Here is a 16,178-nt window from a genome sequence, read left to right on the forward strand (position 1 = left end):
GAAAAGTAGATCGATTCCAAGCTCACACCGTCGTCCTCCGGCCCGGCTGTTCTTCAGGCATCGGCTTTTCAGGCATCGGCACCGCTCAGGAACCGCCTGGGCGAGCCGGGCGGCCGGGCCGCCGATGGAGCCGAGGTAGAACCCGCCGTGCGCCTGGCAGGCCGCGGTCACCTGCTTCGAGCGGTTCCCCTTGGCCAGCATGACGAGTGAGCCGCCGGCGGCCTGGAACTGCTCGACGTAGGAGTCCATCCGCCCGGCCGTGGTCGGGCCGAACGAGCCGGACGCGTAGCCCTCGGGCGTCTTCGCCGGGCCGGCGTAGTAGACCGGGTGGTTCTTCAGGTAGTCCGGCATCTCCTCGCCGGCGTCGAGGCGCTCGGCGATCTTCGCGTGGGCGATGTCGCGGGCGACGACGAGCGGCCCGGTGAGCGAAAGCCGCGTCTTGACCGGCAGCTGCGAAAGCTGCGCGCGGATCTCGGCCATCGGCCGGTTGAGGTCGACGCTGACGACGTCGTCGGAGAGGTCTTCCTCGGTGACGTCGGGCAGGAACCGGGCCGGGTCGCGCTCGAGCTGCTCGATGAAGACGCCGTCGGCGGTGATCTTGGCCTTGGCCTGCCGGTCGGCGGAGCAGGAGACGGCGACGCCGACGGGGCAGGAAGCACCGTGGCGGGGGAGCCGGATGACGCGGACGTCGTGGCAGAAGTACTTGCCGCCGAACTGCGCGCCGATGCCGAACTGCCGGGTCATCTCCAGGACCTGCTGCTCGAGGTCGCGGTCGCGGAAGGCGTGGCCCAGCTCGGAGCCCTCGGCCGGGAGGTTGTCGAGGTAGCGGGCGGAGGCGAGCTTCGCGACCTTGAGGTTGAACTCCGCGGACATCCCGCCGACGACGATCGCGAGGTGGTACGGCGGGCAGGCGGCGGTGCCGAGGCTGCGCAGCTTCTCGTCGAGGAAGCGGGCGAGCCGCTTCGGGTTCAGGACGGCCTTGGTCTCCTGGTACAGGAACGTCTTGTTGGCGCTGCCGCCGCCCTTGGCCATGAAGAGGAACTCGTAGGACGGGTCGTCCTTCCCGTCCTTGTGGTACAGCTCGATCTGCGCGGGCAGGTTCGTGCCGGTGTTGCGCTCGTCCCAGAAGTTCAGCGGCGCCATCTGCGAGTACCGCAGGTTCAGCTGCTGGTAGGCGTCGAAGATGCCCTGCGAGAGGGCGCGCTCGTCGTCACCGCCGGTGAGGACGCCTTCGCCGCGCTTGCCGATGACGATGGCGGTGCCGGTGTCCTGGCACATGGGCAGGACACCTCCGGCGGAGATGGCGGCGTTGCGCAGCAGGTCCATGGCCACGAACCGGTCGTTGCCGCTGGCTTCGGGGTCGTCGACGATCGCGCGCAGCTGGGTGAGGTGTGACGTGCGCAACAGGTGCTGGATGTCGGTGATGGCGGTGCGGGCCAGGGTGGTGAGCGCTTCCGGGGCGATCTTCAGGAAGGTGCGACCGGCGGCTGCGACGGTCTCGACGCCTTCGCCGGTGACCAGCCGGTACTCGGTGGTGGTGTCCTTGCCCAGCGGGAGGACTTCGGTGTGCTGAAACGTGGTGGACGGCACTGCCAGGCTCCTTTGCCAGCTCCGGGATCGGTCCACCCTACGCAGCGGTGAGGGCCACGCCGAAGAGGCATGCGGTCACTGTGGGCCACCCCACGCATCCCACTCCACGCGGGCCCACTTGGCGACGTCTTGAACGACTCGTTCAGGACGTCCGATGTCCTGAACGACTCGTTCAGGACACCCGAAGATCCCGGGAAGCTGGTCGGGAGGCCGGGTCCACCCCGACGGACCCGACCTCCCGGGGAAAGCGCCCGGATGCGTGCACATCCGGTTGCGAGGCCTGCGCCGGCACTTCGAGGCTGTCGTGACGCAGGTCATAAGTCAACGCCGCCGAACGGGTGCTGGCGGAGGGTTGCTACCCGCGGCCGTGAAGGGTGAAACCCGGTTTTCGTGGAAAATTTTCGTGCCCGGCCGAACGCCTGGTCACCGGGGTGCGGAAACGTCCGAGGGCGGGTGCACCGGGTGCACCCGCCCTCGGAGGGGAAACGAGAACCGATCAGCTCGCGTAGGCGCGGAGCCGGTCCGCGCGCTCGCCCTGGCGCAGCTTCGACATGACCTCGCGCTCGATCTGGCGGACGCGCTCACGGGACAGCCCGAAGTGCTTGCCGATCTGGTCGAGCGTGCGCGGCTGGCCGTCGTCGAGGCCGTAGCGCAGGCGGATCACGTGCTGCTCGCGGTCGTCCAGCGTCGCCAGGACACGGCGCAGGTCGTCCTGCAGCAGGCCGGAGATCACGGCGCTCTCGGCGTCCGTCGCCTCGGAGTCCTCGATGAAGTCGCCCAGTGGGGCGTCCTCCTCCGTGCCGACCGGCATGTCCAGGCTTACCGGGTCACGCGAGTGGTCGAGCAGGTCCGAGATCTTGTGCGCCGGGATGCCCGACTCGGCCGCCAGCTCCTCGTGCGTCGCGTCACGCCCGAGCTGCTGGTGCAGGTCGCGCTTGATGCGGGCCAGCTTGTTCACCTGTTCCACCAGGTGGACGGGCAGCCGGATGGTGCGGCCCTGGTCGGCCATGCCCCGGGTGATGGCCTGCCGGATCCACCAGGTGGCGTAGGTCGAGAACTTGAACCCCTTGGAGTAGTCGAACTTCTCCACCGCGCGGATCAGACCCAGGTTCCCCTCCTGGATCAGGTCGAGCAGCGGCATCCCCCGGCCGGTGTAGCGCTTGGCGAGCGAGACCACCAGGCGGAGGTTGGCCTCCAGCAGGTGGTTCTTGGCCACGTGGCCGTCGCGGACCAGGGCCGACAGCTCGGTGCGGCGCTTCGCCGTGAGGTCCTCGGCCGTGTCCAGCATGTGCTGGGCGAAGACCCCGGCCTCGATGCGCTTGGCGAGCTCGACCTCGTCGGCCGCGCTGAGCAGGGCCGTCTTGCCGATGCCGTTGAGGTAGACGCGGACGAGGTCGGCGGCGGGGCTCTGGGCGTCGAGGTCGGCGTCGGTGAGCGCCCCCACGCCCACCGGCTCCTCGGACACCTGAGCCGGGATGCGCTCGCGAATCCCGCGCGACTCGCGTTCGAGAGTCTGGACTGACATTCTGCCTCCCCGGTCACGGGCTGAACGTGCTGCTGCGGTGGTCCCGCCGGGTTCGTCCCCGCGGACCGGGGCCTGTGGATCCCGGTACGCCGGTCCGGCCGGCTTGGCTGGACATCTGGCACAACGCTCCGGGTTCCCAAAACGTTCCCGGCTCGTCATAGAAGAAGACGGATGCGGGAGCGATCCGGTTGCTGAATCAAGGCTGAGCTTTTCCTGAGAACGTTCCGTGACCGGGGAACCTGAGAATTCCATATGAATCCGGCCGGAAACCGGACCGGACCCGCATGGTCTAGACCTCTACGAGAACCGTGAACGGACCGTCGTTGACGCTCGAGACCGCCATCATCGCGCCGAACCGGCCGGTGGCGACGGTGGCGCCGCGGCCGCGCAGCTCGGCGACGACGGCGTCCACCAACGGCTCGGCGACCTCCGGCCGGGCCGCCTGCGTCCACGACGGGCGCCGGCCTTTCTTCGTGTCGCCGTAGAGCGTGAACTGGCTCACCACCAGCAGCGGCGCATTCGCCGTGGCGCATGATTCCTCGTCGCGCAGCACCCGCAGTTCGTGCAATTTGCGCGCCATCACGGCGGCCTTCCCGACGTCGTCGCCGGCGTGGATTCCCAGCAGCACAAGCAAACCCGGCTCGTCGATCGCGCCGACGACCTCGCCACCGACGGTGACGTCCGCCCGCGTGACGCGGGCCGCGACGGCCCTCACCGCCGCGCCGGGACGAGCATGCCGTGCCGGACGAGCTCCCGGACGACGGGCAGCGCGGCGGCCGCCAGCTCCTCCGGCGACAGGCCCTGTGCGGCCGCGAGGAGCTCGATCAGGTCCTCCAGGGGCAGCGCGCCGCGGCAGCCCGCCAGCAGCCGGGTGGCCAGCTCGTCGACCTCGTGCTGCCAGCCGGGGCCGTCGGTGCGGTGCAGGCGGCGGATCGTCGTCGCCCAGCCCTCGTCGCCGGGTTCCCCGACGCTTTCCAGCAAAACCGTGTCGGGCACCACGAAACGGACATCGAGCAGTGAATCACCCGATTCGCGCAGCCATTCCACGCGGTCCAGCCAGCCCGCCGCTTCCGGGCCGAGCGGGTCGTCGTAAGCCTGTCGCAGGTCTTCGCAGACCACGGTCGGTGTCCGCCCGGCCGCGCGCCGCAGCGTGACGAACCCGAAGCCGATGCCGCGGACGTCGTTCGCCGCGAACCAGTCGAGCCACGCCGCCGCCTTCGCCCGGCCTTCGGGCGAGCGCGGGTCGAGGCCCGCGTCCCGCAGCCACGTGCCGACGTAGAGCGCCGGATCGGCGACGTCCCGCTGCACGAACCAGGCGTCCGTCTCGGCGGGCAGCCAGCGGCTCACCCGGTCGGCCCAGTCCTCGCGGGAGGTGTGCAGCCACGAGGCGAGCAGGTGGCCGACGCCGCCGTCGTTCAGGAAGCCCGGCAGCTGCCGCACGACCAGCGCGCTCGCGTCGTCGCCGGCCAGCCCGGAGTCGCGGTAGGTGTAGTCCACCCGCGCCGGGCCGACCACGAACGGCGGGTTGCACACGACCTGGTCGAACTTCCGCCGCGCGACCGGGGCGAACCACTCGCCGCGCACCAGCTCGACGTCCAGCTCGTTGAGCCGGAACGTCGCCGCGGCCAGCGCGAGGGCCCGCGCGGAGACGTCGGTGGCGGTGACGCGCTGGGCGTGCCGGGTCGCGTGCAGCGCCTGGACGCCGTTGCCGGTGCCGAGGTCGAGCAGGGTGCCGACCGGGCGGCGGCTGGTCGCGCGGATCAGCGACAGCGACGCGTGGCCGACGCCGAGCACGTGGTCCTCGGGGACGGTGTGGCCCAGCAGGTCGGCGTCCAGGTCGGACACGACCCACCACGAGCCTTCCTCGTCGCCGTGCGGCCGGATGTCGAGGGCGGCGCGATAGCCCTCGGACGCCGGAGCCAGCACCCCTGCGGCCACGGCGTCCTCGGGGGAAAGGGGGGCGAAGGCGGCCTTGACCGCCGTCTCGGGCTCGGTGGCGCCCAGCAGGAAGAGCCGGATCAGCGCGCCGAGGTCGCCCGCGTCGCGGCTCGCGCGTTCGGCGGGCACCGGTTCGCCGCGGCCCAGCGCCGCGTGCGCGGCACCGCCGAGGGCGGCCACCACGCCGTCGGCGTCGTAGCCGGTGCGCCGGAAGGCGTCGCGCAGCCGCGCGCAGACGTCGTCGGACAGGTCGGGCAATCCACTTCGCGTGCTCACGGTGGGTAATGCTGCCACGATGGCTCCCGTGACCCCTGAACGCGTCCTCGCCCCGCTCGACGCGGCGCTGCCCGAGCTCGAAGCGCTGTACATCGACTTCCACCGGCACCCGGAGCTGTCCTTCGCCGAGACCCGGACGGCGGCCGAGCTGGCCCGGCGGCTGGAGGACGGCGGTTACGAGGTGCACACCGGCATCGCCGGCACCGGTGTCCTGGGCGTGCTGCGCAACGGCGAGGGGCCCACGGTGCTGCTGCGCGCCGACATCGACGCGCTGCCGGTCGAGGAGAAGACCGGGCTGTCCTACGCCAGCACCGCCCGCGGCACCGACGAGCACGGCAACGACGTCCCGGTGATGCACGCCTGCGGGCACGACATGCACGCCACTTGGCTCTCCGGCGCCGCCGGGCTGCTCGCGAAGGGCCGCGACACCTGGTCCGGCACGCTGCTCGTGGTGTTCCAGCCGGGGGAGGAGAGCGCGGGCGGCGCGTCGGCGATGGTGGCCGAAGGCCTGTTCGACATCGCGGGCAAGCCCGACGTCGTGTTCGGGCAGCACCTGGTGCCCGGCCCGGCGGGCTGGGTGCTCACCCGGCCGGGCGTGATCATGGCCGCGACCGACACGCTGCGCGTCACCCTGCACGGCCGTGGCGGGCACGGCTCGCGCCCGGAGACGACCGTCGACCCGGCCGTGCTGGCCGCGTCCGTGGTGCTCAAGCTGCAGACGATCGTGTCGCGCGAGATCGCCGCGACGGAGTCGGCCGTGGTCACCGTCGGTTCGCTGCACGTGGGCACCGCGGCCAACGTGATCGCCGACGACGCCGTCCTGGAGGTCAACGTCCGGTCCTTCGACCAGGCCGTGCGCGAGCGGGTTCTGGCCGCGGTCGAGCGGATCGTCCACGGCGAGGCGGCCACGGCGGGCGCGCCGAAGCCGCCGGACATCGAGCGGTCCGGTGCCTACCCGATCACCGAGAACGACGAAGCAGCCAACGAGGCGCTCACCGAGGTCTTCCGCGGCCACTTCGGCACCGACGTCGTGTTCCCGGCACCGCTGATCACCGGCAGCGAGGACTTCAGCGAGTTCGGCCGGGCGGCCGGCGTGCCGTCGGTGTTCTGGCTGGTCGGCGGCTTCGACCCGGAGACGGTGATCACGGCGATGACCGAGGGCCGGTTCGAGCGCGACATCCCGTCCAACCACTCGCCGCGGTTCGCGCCCGTGCTGCACCCGACCCTGCGCACGGGCATCGAGACGCTGGTCCTCGCCGCGTTGAGCCGCTTACGTCACCCCGCTGTCGGATGAACCGCGCGAGTGGGACGATGGACGGTGGAGGTGGTGCAGTGACCACGCCCGCCGGCAACACGGACCCGGTCCTGATCACCGGGGCGGCCCCGTCGTACGAAGAGCAGTTCGCCGCGCGGAAGCGCAAGTACGTCATCATGATGTGCTGCCGCATCCCGTGCCTGATCCTCGCCGGGCTGACCTATCACGTCTGGTGGCTGGCGCTGGGCTTCCTGGCGATCTCCGTGCCGCTGCCGTGGATCGCGGTGCTGATCGCCAACGACCGCCCGCCCCGCAAGTCCGAGAAGGTCTCGCGGTACGAGCGCGAGGCGAAGGCGATCGAAGGCACCAACCACCGCGTCATCGACGGCTGAGAAGCGTAGCTTTCACGTGAAAGCTACGCCTCAGACCGGCTGGGGGCCCACCTTCCCGACGGCCAGCGCGCCCAGCCGCGTCCCGTGCCGGAGAACGTCCACTGTGGACTCCCCGGCCAGCCAGCCGGTGAGCACGCCCGCGTCGAACGCGTCACCCGCGCCCGTCGAGTCGATGCACTCCGCCTCGACGGCGGGCACGCTCGTGACGCCACCCGCGTCGACCCAGCTGGCACCGTCGAGGCCGGCCGTGACCACCACCGCGCCGACCGTGCCGAGCAGCTCCTTCGCCGACACGGGGTCCGCCGAGCCGGTCAGCGCGACCAGCTCTTCGGTGTTCGGCATCAGCAGGTCCACCCCGCGGACGTCGGCCAGGAACGCGGCGGGGTCGGTGATGTGGGCGGCGGCCTGCGGGTCGACCGACGTCGTCAGCCCGGCTTCCCTGGCCGCGGCCAGCGCGGCGAGACCCGCGGCCCGCGACGGCGGGTCCAGCAGCACGTACCCGGACAGGTGCAGGTGGCTCGCCCCGGCGAGTGACTCCGGGGTGACGTCCTCGGGCGCGAAGCGCTGGTTGGCGCCGCGGTCGGCCAGCATGCTGCGCTGCCCGGCGCCGTCGACCATCACCACGACGCAGCAGGTCGGCGCCTCGGGGTCGACGGCGAACGCGCACCGCACGCCCGCCGCCTCCAGCTCCGCCCGGATGAGCCGGCCGCCGGGGTCGTCGCCGATCCGCGCGAGCAACGTCGTCTCCGCGCCGAGGTGCCGCAGCCACAACGCCGTGTTGGCGCCCGCGCCGCCGCCGGTGAACCGGATCTTCGCGCGGGCGTCGCCGCCGTGCGGCAACGGCTTGTCGTGCCGGGCGATCACGTCGAGGGCCGCGTCGCCGACCACCACGATCCCGGTCATGCGAGCGCCACGGCCACTTCGGTGGCCAGCTTCGCGTTGTTCAGCACCAGCGCTTCGTTCGCGTCGATGCTGACCCCGCCGCTCGCGGTGTGGAAGTGCTCCAGCAGCACCGGCGTGACGTCGGCGCCGTGCACGCCCTGCTCTTCGACGAGCGCGAGCCCCTCGGCGAGCAGCCGGTCGTGCAGCTCTTTGTCCATTTCGGACGCTTCGGGGATCGGGTTCGCCAGCAGGACACCGGAACCCGCGTAGGCGCGGTGCGCGTCGATGACGGCGGCGGCCTGCTTGGGGTCGTCGACCCGCCAGCCGACCTGGTGCCCGGACGACCGCAGGTAGAACGCCGGGAAGTCGTCGGTGCGGTAACCCAGCACCGGCACCGAGTTCGTCTCGAGGACTTCCAGGGTGGCCGGGATGTCGAGCACCGACTTCACGCCGGAGCAGACCACCACGGTCGGCACCTTCGCCAGCACGCCGAGGTCCGCCGAGACGTCCCAGCTCTGCGCGGCCCCGACGTGCACGCCGCCGAGCCCGCCGGTGGCGAACATCCCGATCCCGGCCGCCGCGGCCAGCGCCGACGTGCTCGCCACGGTCGTCGCGCCCGACCGGCCGAGCCCGACGGCCGGGCCGAGGTCGCGCAGCGACAGCTTGTCCAGGCCGGCGTCCGGCGCGCAGACCCGCTCGAGCTCGGCGGGGGAGAGGCCGACGACGACCCGCCCGTCGAGCACCGCGATGGTGGCCGGGACGGCGCCGCCGTCGCGGACCACGCCTTCGAGCCGGCGGGCGACGTCGAGGTTGCGGCCCGGCGGCAGGCCGTGGGACAGGATGGTGCTCTCCAGCGCGACGACGGGGTGCCCGTCACGCAGCGCCGAGGCGACCTCTTCGTGCAGCGAGAGTGCGGTAGTCACGAGGGACCATCATCGGTGATCGCCCGTCGCGCGGCGCCAGCGGGTCAGCTCGGCCGTGACGTTCGCCGTCGCGGCGTTCGCCCAGCGTGTCCGCGCGGCTTCGCTGCGGTAGAGCGGCCGTTCGAGGAGCCGTTCGAGGACGGCGATGCGCCCTTCGCGCCAGACGTCGTCGGGGTACTTCGCGTACTCCTCGCGCACTCCGCGGGCGTACGCCGCGTACTGCGCTTCGGGCGCTCCGAGAATGGCGAGGTCCGCGTCGAGGAGGGCGGTGGCCAGGAGGTCGTCCGCCGGGGCGTCGTGCGTGATCGTGGCGAGGATCAGGCCCTCGACGCGCTCGACGTGCGCTTCGGCCACTCCGGCCAGGGCTTCGCGGGCCCAGGCGGCGCTGGCGCGCTCGTCTTCGCCGGGCTTCGCGTCGTACACGACGTCGTGTGTCCAGGCGGCTACGGCGACGATCGCGCGGTCGGTGTCGCCGAGGCCTTCGGCCAGCCAGGCGGAGTCGCGGGCGACGGCGGCCGCGTGGTCCAGCGTGTGGTAGCGCCGGTGCGGTTCGCCGTAGCGGGCTTCGAGCCGCGGCCAGGCGTCGGACGTGCCGCCGAGCGCGGCGACCGCGTCGGGCCAGCGCATCAGTCGAAGATCCCGCGCGGCCGCGCGAGGAGGTCCAGCCAGACTTCGAGCTGCTTTTCCCAGTCGACGTCCGGCCGCACGGTGAACATCCCGAGGAAGTCCTGCCCGCGGCCGCCGAAGCCGCCGGTCTTGCTCACCCGGACCCGCTTGGTGACCTCCAGCACGACGTCGGTGCGCTCGCCCGACGTCAGGAAAGTGACCGCGACCTGGGAGAAGACGCTCGCGAAGCGGGGTGAGGGCGCGAACCGGATCTCCTGGAAGAACGGCAGCTGCTGGGCGGCGCCGTCGACCCGGCCCTGCTCGAGGACCGCCTCGCGGAAGGTGAAGCCGAGTCGGCTCACCGCGTCGAGGATCCGCTTCTGCGCCGGAAGCGGCTCGATGGCGACGGCGTCGGCGTCGAACGGGTCCGACACCGCCGCGGCCAGGTCGAGCTCGGCCCGCACCCCGACCGCCATGCCGGCCAGCGGCTTGCCGTAGACGCCGGTCACCGGCGTCTCCCAGGGCAGCGGCAGCTCGAACGGCACCCTGACCTGCTGCCCGGCCCGGATGACCTCCTGGCCGGCCAGCTGCCGGGAGCCGAACGGGAGGTCTTCGGTCTGCTCGCCGCCGGGCAGCCGGACGCGGGCCAGCAGCGTCACCGAGAGGCCCTTGATCTCCTGGTCGACCTCGCCGCCGAGCAGCAGCACCTCGCCGTGCAGCAGGCGGCCCGGGGCCGCGGCGGCGTCCAGCAGCCGGGCGTCGATCTTCGCCCCGCCCGAGCCGAACGTCGCGAGCACCTTCTGGAACATGCCGGGGATCCTGCCAGGCCGGAGACCTTTCGCGCGGGGACTCGGGCACAATGGTCGGGTGAGCACCGAGACGCTGACGAAGCCGGAGACCACGCCCGAGGGCACGGACACCACCGACGACGACTCGCCGAAGATGTTCCACTACGTGAAGAAGAACAAGATCGCCGAGAGCGCGGTCATGGGCACTCACGTGGTGGCGTTGTGCGGCGAGGTCTTCCCGGTGACGAAGTCGCCGAAGCCCGGGTCGCCGGTCTGCCCGGCCTGCAAGGAGATCTACGACGGTCTCCGCGCGGGGGACTGATCCCGCGCGCCTGAACCCCGGCGGGTGCGCCCGCCGGGGTCTTCCGCTGTCCTGAAGTGGACAGATCGCCGAACAAACGTGAAAAACCTTCATTCGGCGGGTGTGCGACGTCCGGGAGTGCTGGTAAATCCTGCTCGCCAGGTTTCCCACTCCGACCGGAGGCGTCATGCGCAGAACCGGGATCGTGCTCGCCGTCGTCGCCCTGCTCACCGCGTTCTCGCCGGCGCTGGCCCAGGCCGTCACGGGCTGGACGGAGGTCGGTTCCGACCACGCCAGGGCCCTCGACGAGAGCCAGGGGCTCGCCACGATCGTGCGCCCGTCGGGCACCACGATCCGCTACACCGGGGTCGGCACGATCCCGGCGGACCTGAACTCCCAGGGCTGGAACCACGTCGGCGACCCGGGCTCGGCCCAGGGCTGGTACGTCGAGCCCTACCAGCGTGACGACCGGGGCGCGAAGCTCTTCCGCGTGCAGGCCCCGGACGGTTCGTGGGCCAACTACAAGCACAACCTGGAGTCGTGGGAGGCGAGCAACAACTCCTTCGCCGCCGTCTCGCCGGACGCCCGCTGGCTGGTGGCGGGGGAGTGGGGCACCATGGACCGGCTCCTGGTGCACCCGATGCCCGGCGTCGCGGCCACCGACCCGGCGGCGAACCTGCCGCTGGCCGGCACGATCCGCCTGGACCACGCCGTCCGCGACATCCAGGGCTGCGACTTCCAGACCGCGACCCGCCTGTTCTGCGCGTCCGACGACCCGGACGGCAGCCTCTTCGGCACCACGAAGCCCCTGCTCCAGGTCGACCTGGCCGGCCCCCTGTCCGGCACGGACGTCACGGGCCACGTCACCTCGCTGGGCCAGCTCCCGCTCCGCAGCGGCTGCTCAGGCTCGTTCGAGGTCGAAGGCATCGACTTCGACGAACGTGACAACACGCTCCGCGTGATCGTGATGTCCCCGAGCATCTGCATCCTCTTCGACAGCATGACCTACCGCTTCCGCCAGTGAGCGGGAAGGGGCATCACCTGTGATTGCAGGGGCATCACGCGTGACTGGAGGGGCATCACTCGTGATTGAGGAGGCATCGGCGTGATGCCCCGCCAATCACGAGTGATGCCTCCCTGATCACGAGTGATGCCCCTCGGATCACGCGAGTTCCGGGTTCAGGGACTCCGTTTCCGGGGCCTGGGCCGGGGTCCGGCGGGCCGCGCGACGACTCTTCCGGCGTTCCTTGCGGGTCTCGACCATCGTGTAGAGGGTCGGGACCAGGACCAGGGTCAGCAAGGTCGAGCTGACCAGGCCGCCGATCACCACGATCGCCAGAGGCTGGCCGATGAACCCGCCCTGGCCGGTGATGCCCAGCGCCATCGGGACCAGCGCGAAGATCGTCGCCGCCGCGGTCATCAGGATCGGCCGCAGCCGGCGGCGGCCGCCTTCGGTGACGGCGTCGGCGACGCTCATCCCTTCGGCGCGGTACTGGTTGATCAGGTCGATCAGCACGATCGCGTTGGTGACGACGATGCCGACCAGCATCAGCATCCCGATCAGCGCCGGCAGGCCGAGCGCGGTGCCGGTGGCCAGCAGCAGCCCGATCGCGCCGGTCGCCGCGAACGGGATCGACACCAGCAGGATCAGCGGCTGGATCAGGCTCCGGAACGTCGCCACCATGATCAGGAACACGATCGCGATGGCCGCCAGCAGCGCCAGGAACAGGTTCGAGAACGCCTCCTGCTGGTCCTGGCTCACGCCGCCGAGCGAGTACGACGCGCCACCGGTGAACGTCAATCCGTCCAGTTTGGACTTGATGTCCGCGGTCGTCTTGCTCAGGTCGCTGCCGGTGTTCTTGGCGGTCACCGTGGTGCTCAGGTCGCCGCCGGTGCGGTGCACCGACGCCGGTCCGTCCACAGTGGATACCTTCGCCACCTCGTCGAGCCGGACGACCCCGCCCGGGCCCGGGATCGGCAGCCCGCGAACCTGGTCCACCGTGGCCGGCGCCGTGCCGGCCCGCAGGACGATGTCCGTACGCTGCCCGCCGACCGGCAGCTGCGTCACCGTGCGGCCGGCGATCGCCTGGTTGGCGATCTGCCCGATGGTGCTCGCCGACAGCCCGTGCGCGGCGGCCGCGGCGTCGTCCACCTCGACCTGCACCCGCGGCGAGCCGACGCTCAGGTCGCTCGACACCTCGGTCAGCCCGGACACCCCGCGCAGCGCCTGCGCCACCTGGTCGGACGCGGGCTTCAGCGCCGCCTCCGACGGCGCGGTGACCGTCACCGAGACCTGGTCGGAGTTGAACCCGGACGCGTCCGCCCCGATCTTGATCTCACCCAGCTCGGGCCGCGACGTCAGCTTCGACCGCAGCCGGTCCGACAGCGCGTTCAGGTCGGTGTCCTTGGCGACGGTGACCGAGATGCTCGTGTTGGTCCCGCCGCCGAAGCCGAACGCGCCACCCCCGCCGATGCTGACCTGGTACGTCCGCACCGCGGGCTCGGCCGCGAGGGCCTGTTCGACGGCCGTGGCCGCCTTCTCCTTCGCCTCGACGCTGGTGCCGGCGGGCAGCTTCTGCGTCATGTTCAGCGTCGTCCCACCGGACTGGTCGAGGAAGTTCGTGTTCAGCCGCGTCGCCAGCCCCACCGTGCCGGCGAAGATCAACAGTGCCAGCAGGACGACGGTCAGCCGCCGCCGCGTCGCGAACCGGATCACCGGCAGGTAGGCCCGCTGCAGGACGCTGCGGCGTTCCTTCTCGACGGCCGCCTCGCGTGCCCGTTCGGCTTCGACGGCGTCCGACGGCACCGCCGGGGGCTTCAGGAACCAGTACGCCAGCACCGGAACCACGGTCAGCGACACGAGCAGCGACGCCAGCAGCGCCACCGTCACGGTGATCGCGAACGGCGAGAACAGCTCGCCCACGAACCCGCCGACGAACGCGATCGGCAGGAACACCGCGACGGTCGTCAGCGTCGACGAAGTGACCGCGCCGGCCACCTCGCGGACGCCGTCGAGCACCGCGCGCTGCTTCTCCTCGCCGTAGGCCAGATGCCGTTTGATGTTCTCCAGCACCACGATCGAGTCGTCGACCACCCGGCCGATCGCGATGGTCAGCGCGCCGAGGGTGAGCAGGTTCAGCGACAGGTCGCCGGTCCACAGCGCCAGCAGCGCGACCACGACCGACAGCGGGATCGACACCGCGGTCACCAGCGTCGAACGCACCGACAGCAGGAACAGCAGGATGACGACGACGGCGAAGGCCAGCCCCAGCAGGCCTTCGGTGGTCAGGCCGCTGATCGCGTCCTTCACCGGGGTGCCCTGGTCGAACACGACGCTCATCTCGGCGCCGGTCTTCTTCGCCAGCTCCGGCAGCTTGTCCCGCACCGCCTGGGAGATCGCGACGGCGTTCCCGTTGTCCACCATGGTGATCGACAGGCCGAGGCTCGGCTTGCCGTTGGTGCGCGTGATCGATGTCGGGGGCGCGAACCCAGTCTGGACGTCGGCCACGTCACCCAGCTTGACCGGGCCCCGCGCCGGGGCGCCCGTGCGACCGGCCGCACTCGGCGTCAGGTAGAGGTTGCGGAGAGTGTCCACAGTGGTCTGCCCGCCGCCGACCTGGACCGACAGCGTCTTGCCGTTCTCGGTCAGCGTGCCGGCCGGCACGGCGGCGCCGGCGGTCTGCAGCGTCGTGGCGACCGACGCCGGGTCGACGCCCGCGGCGGCCAGCTTCGCGTAGTCGAGCGTGATCGTGACGCGCGGCTGCTGCACCCCCGTGACGGTCACCGTGCGGACGCCCTCGATCTTCCGCAGCTCGGGCGCGACCTGGTCGGTCAGCGCCGGCGCGAGGGCCTGCGGGTCGCCCGTGGTGCCCGCGGCGACCAGCGCCACCGGCAGGTCGTCGGTGCTGCCCGCGGACACGGCGGGCTCGGAGTTCTGCGGCAGCCGGGGCCGGACCTGGTTCACCACCTGCTGGATCTGCGAGACGGCGGCGTCGATGTCCGTGCCGAACTGGAACTGCGCGACGACCCGCGAAACGCCGTCCGACGACGTCGACGTGACCTGCTCCAGGCCCTTCAGGCCTTGCAGGCCGCCCTCGAGGGGCTCGCTGACCTGCCGGTCGACCGCGTCCGGGGACGCGCCGGGGTACGCGGTGACGATCTGCGCCTGCGGGAACTGCAGTGACGGGAACAGCTGCTGTTTGAGCTGCGGCAGCGCGAACGCGCCGAAGCCGACGACCACCAGCGCGAGCAGGCCGATCAGGCTCCGGTTGCGCAGGCTCAGTCTGGCCAGCACGGACATGACGTGAAAACCCCCTCGGGAATGACGAAGAAGGCACAGTGGCCCCCGCCGTCGTCAGTGACCCGCAGAGCGTCCCATGTCCGATCTGAGGAGCGACTCAGTCTGAGGGTGGATTCCGGGTCGTCCCTTCGGTGGACCCGCGACCCTGAGCAGCGCTCGGTGCCGGTTCCGGCGCGCTCGGTGACGGCGTGTCCTCTTCGGACGGCTCGGGCTCGGTGCCGTTGGGGGAGACGTCTTCGGCGCGCGGGCGCCGCAGCGGCGTGGTCGAGCGTTCCCACAGCGTGCGGCCCTCCTCCGAGCGCAGCCGCTCGGAGGCGCGTTCCATCTCCAGCCGCCGCCACTTGCGCCGCTGCCGCCGGGTCGCCTTGGCCGGCCACAGCTCCTGGATCGCGCTGTTGAAGTAGGCCCCGCCGACCACGGCCAGCCCGATGAAGAACATCAGCAGCAGGAACGCGATCGGCGCCGCGAGCGCGCCGTAGGTGTAGCCGGTCTTGGTGATCCAGTTCAGGTAGACGCGCAGGCCCACCGAGGACAGCAGGAACACGACCATGGCGAGCACCGCGCCCGGCAGCCCGCGGTGCCACGGCAGCTTCCGGGGAAGCGCCAGCTTGTACAGCGTGGTCAGCGCGAGGGTGATCATCACCCCGAGGGTCGGGAAGTACAGCGCGCTCACCCACGACGTCACGGTCGGGCGCCAGTCGAGCGGGAAGAACTCCGGCAGCAGGTCGGGACCGATCGCCAGCAGCGGCAGCCCGACCACGAGGATCACCAGGCCGCACAGGTAGAGCAGGAGCGCGAAGATCCGCTGCCAGACGTCGTTGCGGACACCGTACTGGTCGTGCGCGACGGTGATCGCGTCCACGAACGACGACATCGCCGACGAACCCGCCCACAGCGAGATCAGGAAGCCGACCGAGACGATCTCGCCCTTGCCGACGGTGAGGATGCTGTTCACCGTCGGTTCGATGATGTCCTGGACGGCGTTGGTGCTGAACACCGTCCGGCAGAAGCCGATGATCCGGTCGTGCACCGCGGTGACCACGTCCTGGCCGAACCACTCGCCGACGAAGCCCAGGCTGCCGAGCAGCCCCAGCAGCAGCGGCGGCAGGGACAACGTCTGCCAGAAGGCCGCCTCCGCGGCCTCGGAGAAGACGTTGCCCTCCCACGCCTTGGCGAACGTGCGCGTGATGAGGCGCCACGGCCCCTTGCGGGCCACCTTCGTCGCTTCGGACGGCTGCACCTCACCCATGACGTGTCCAGCATGGTCCATCGGTGCTGATTTGGCTCGTCACACCCCCTGCGGCCGGGCGTGTCGGCGGACATCACCCGTGCCGGTGCCCGGAACTGTCGGACCCGGCCGGTAGACTCGCTCCAGTGCCCTCACCGCAAGTCGCCGGCCGCC

Annotated in this window: 14 protein-coding genes; 4 read left to right on the plus strand and 10 right to left on the minus strand. The window is 71.4% G+C overall.

Annotated features, from left to right (window positions below; translation table 11 throughout):
- The 4 genes from AB0G28_RS30920 to AB0G28_RS30935 form a co-directional block, all read right to left on the minus strand.
- On the minus strand, positions 1-1,590 hold a 1,590-nt coding region (locus AB0G28_RS30920), incomplete at its 3' end, for a fumarate hydratase (protein WP_361096861.1).
- Between the two features lie 496 nt (positions 1,591-2,086).
- Complete coding sequence (locus AB0G28_RS30925) at positions 2,087-3,115, minus strand: sigma-70 family RNA polymerase sigma factor (protein ID WP_361096863.1); 1,029 nt, start codon at positions 3,113-3,115, stop codon at positions 2,087-2,089.
- Between the two features lie 289 nt (positions 3,116-3,404).
- The gene (dtd, locus tag AB0G28_RS30930) at positions 3,405-3,830 is read right to left on the minus strand and encodes a D-aminoacyl-tRNA deacylase (RefSeq protein WP_361096866.1); all 426 of its coding nucleotides are present in this window, start codon (positions 3,828-3,830) and stop codon (positions 3,405-3,407) included.
- Positions 3,827-5,329: a methyltransferase gene (locus tag AB0G28_RS30935; protein WP_361096869.1), complete on the minus strand. Its 1,503-nt coding sequence runs from the start codon at positions 5,327-5,329 to the stop codon at positions 3,827-3,829. Before AB0G28_RS30935 ends, dtd begins: the two co-directional genes overlap by 4 nt.
- A 28-nt stretch (positions 5,330-5,357) precedes the next feature.
- On the opposite strand from AB0G28_RS30935, the gene AB0G28_RS30940 reads away from it, so the two are divergent.
- Positions 5,358-6,623, plus strand: a complete 1,266-nt coding sequence (locus AB0G28_RS30940; protein WP_361096872.1) for an amidohydrolase — start codon at positions 5,358-5,360, stop codon at positions 6,621-6,623.
- A gap of 17 nt (positions 6,624-6,640) precedes the next feature.
- Positions 6,641-6,976: a DUF3099 domain-containing protein gene (locus AB0G28_RS30945; RefSeq protein WP_361096875.1), complete on the plus strand. Its 336-nt coding sequence runs from the start codon at positions 6,641-6,643 to the stop codon at positions 6,974-6,976.
- 30 nt (positions 6,977-7,006) lie between these two features.
- Here the strand turns inward: AB0G28_RS30945 and AB0G28_RS30950 are convergent, their stop codons facing one another.
- The 4 genes from AB0G28_RS30950 to AB0G28_RS30965 are packed head-to-tail and all read right to left on the minus strand — an operon-like array spanning position 7,007 to position 10,196.
- Positions 7,007-7,879: a sugar kinase gene (locus tag AB0G28_RS30950; RefSeq protein ID WP_361096878.1), complete on the minus strand. Its 873-nt coding sequence runs from the start codon at positions 7,877-7,879 to the stop codon at positions 7,007-7,009.
- On the minus strand, positions 7,876-8,781 hold the full coding sequence (locus AB0G28_RS30955) for a pseudouridine-5'-phosphate glycosidase (RefSeq protein WP_361096881.1): 906 nt from the start codon (positions 8,779-8,781) through the stop codon (positions 7,876-7,878). Before AB0G28_RS30955 ends, AB0G28_RS30950 begins: the two co-directional genes overlap by 4 nt.
- A gap of 9 nt (positions 8,782-8,790) precedes the next feature.
- Positions 8,791-9,408 (minus strand): HD domain-containing protein, encoded by a 618-nt coding sequence (locus AB0G28_RS30960; RefSeq protein WP_361096884.1) that lies wholly within the window; start codon positions 9,406-9,408, stop codon positions 8,791-8,793.
- Positions 9,408-10,196: a sporulation protein gene (locus AB0G28_RS30965; protein WP_361096887.1), complete on the minus strand. Its 789-nt coding sequence runs from the start codon at positions 10,194-10,196 to the stop codon at positions 9,408-9,410. The genes AB0G28_RS30960 and AB0G28_RS30965 overlap by 1 nt, the downstream gene beginning before the upstream one ends.
- A 58-nt stretch (positions 10,197-10,254) precedes the next feature.
- On the opposite strand from AB0G28_RS30965, the gene AB0G28_RS30970 reads away from it, so the two are divergent.
- On the plus strand, positions 10,255-10,497 hold the full coding sequence (locus AB0G28_RS30970; RefSeq protein ID WP_361096890.1) for a DUF3039 domain-containing protein: 243 nt from the start codon (positions 10,255-10,257) through the stop codon (positions 10,495-10,497).
- 166 nt (positions 10,498-10,663) lie between these two features.
- Positions 10,664-11,500, plus strand: a complete 837-nt coding sequence (locus AB0G28_RS30975) for a hypothetical protein (RefSeq protein WP_361096893.1) — start codon at positions 10,664-10,666, stop codon at positions 11,498-11,500.
- 138 nt (positions 11,501-11,638) lie between these two features.
- Here the strand turns inward: AB0G28_RS30975 and AB0G28_RS30980 are convergent, their stop codons facing one another.
- Complete coding sequence (locus tag AB0G28_RS30980; RefSeq protein ID WP_361096896.1) at positions 11,639-14,776, minus strand: efflux RND transporter permease subunit; 3,138 nt, start codon at positions 14,774-14,776, stop codon at positions 11,639-11,641.
- A 97-nt stretch (positions 14,777-14,873) separates the two neighbouring features.
- Positions 14,874-16,025, minus strand: coding sequence for a YihY/virulence factor BrkB family protein (locus AB0G28_RS30985; RefSeq protein ID WP_361096899.1), 1,152 nt, complete (start codon positions 16,023-16,025; stop codon positions 14,874-14,876).
- Between the last annotated feature and the right edge of the window lie 153 nt (positions 16,026-16,178).

This window comes from Amycolatopsis sp. NPDC021455 (assembly GCF_040640995.1).
Classification (GTDB): Bacteria; Actinomycetota; Actinomycetes; order Mycobacteriales; family Pseudonocardiaceae; genus Amycolatopsis.

What these genes read in the sequence shown, in the direction of transcription:
- AB0G28_RS30975 (WP_361096893.1), top strand. Translation starts at nt 10,664, where the DNA reads ATGCGCAGAACCGGGATCGTGCTCGCCGTCGTCGCCCTGCTCACCGCG.
- AB0G28_RS30980 (WP_361096896.1), bottom strand. Translation starts at nt 14,776, where the DNA reads ATGTCCGTGCTGGCCAGACTGAGCCTGCGCAACCGGAGCCTGATCGGC.
- AB0G28_RS30965 (WP_361096887.1), bottom strand. Translation starts at nt 10,196, where the DNA reads ATGTTCCAGAAGGTGCTCGCGACGTTCGGCTCGGGCGGGGCGAAGATC.
- AB0G28_RS30985 (WP_361096899.1), bottom strand. Translation starts at nt 16,025, where the DNA reads ATGGGTGAGGTGCAGCCGTCCGAAGCGACGAAGGTGGCCCGCAAGGGG.
- AB0G28_RS30925 (WP_361096863.1), bottom strand. Translation starts at nt 3,115, where the DNA reads ATGTCAGTCCAGACTCTCGAACGCGAGTCGCGCGGGATTCGCGAGCGC.
- AB0G28_RS30950 (WP_361096878.1), bottom strand. Translation starts at nt 7,879, where the DNA reads ATGACCGGGATCGTGGTGGTCGGCGACGCGGCCCTCGACGTGATCGCC.
- AB0G28_RS30960 (WP_361096884.1), bottom strand. Translation starts at nt 9,408, where the DNA reads ATGCGCTGGCCCGACGCGGTCGCCGCGCTCGGCGGCACGTCCGACGCC.
- AB0G28_RS30945 (WP_361096875.1), top strand. Translation starts at nt 6,641, where the DNA reads ATGGACGGTGGAGGTGGTGCAGTGACCACGCCCGCCGGCAACACGGAC.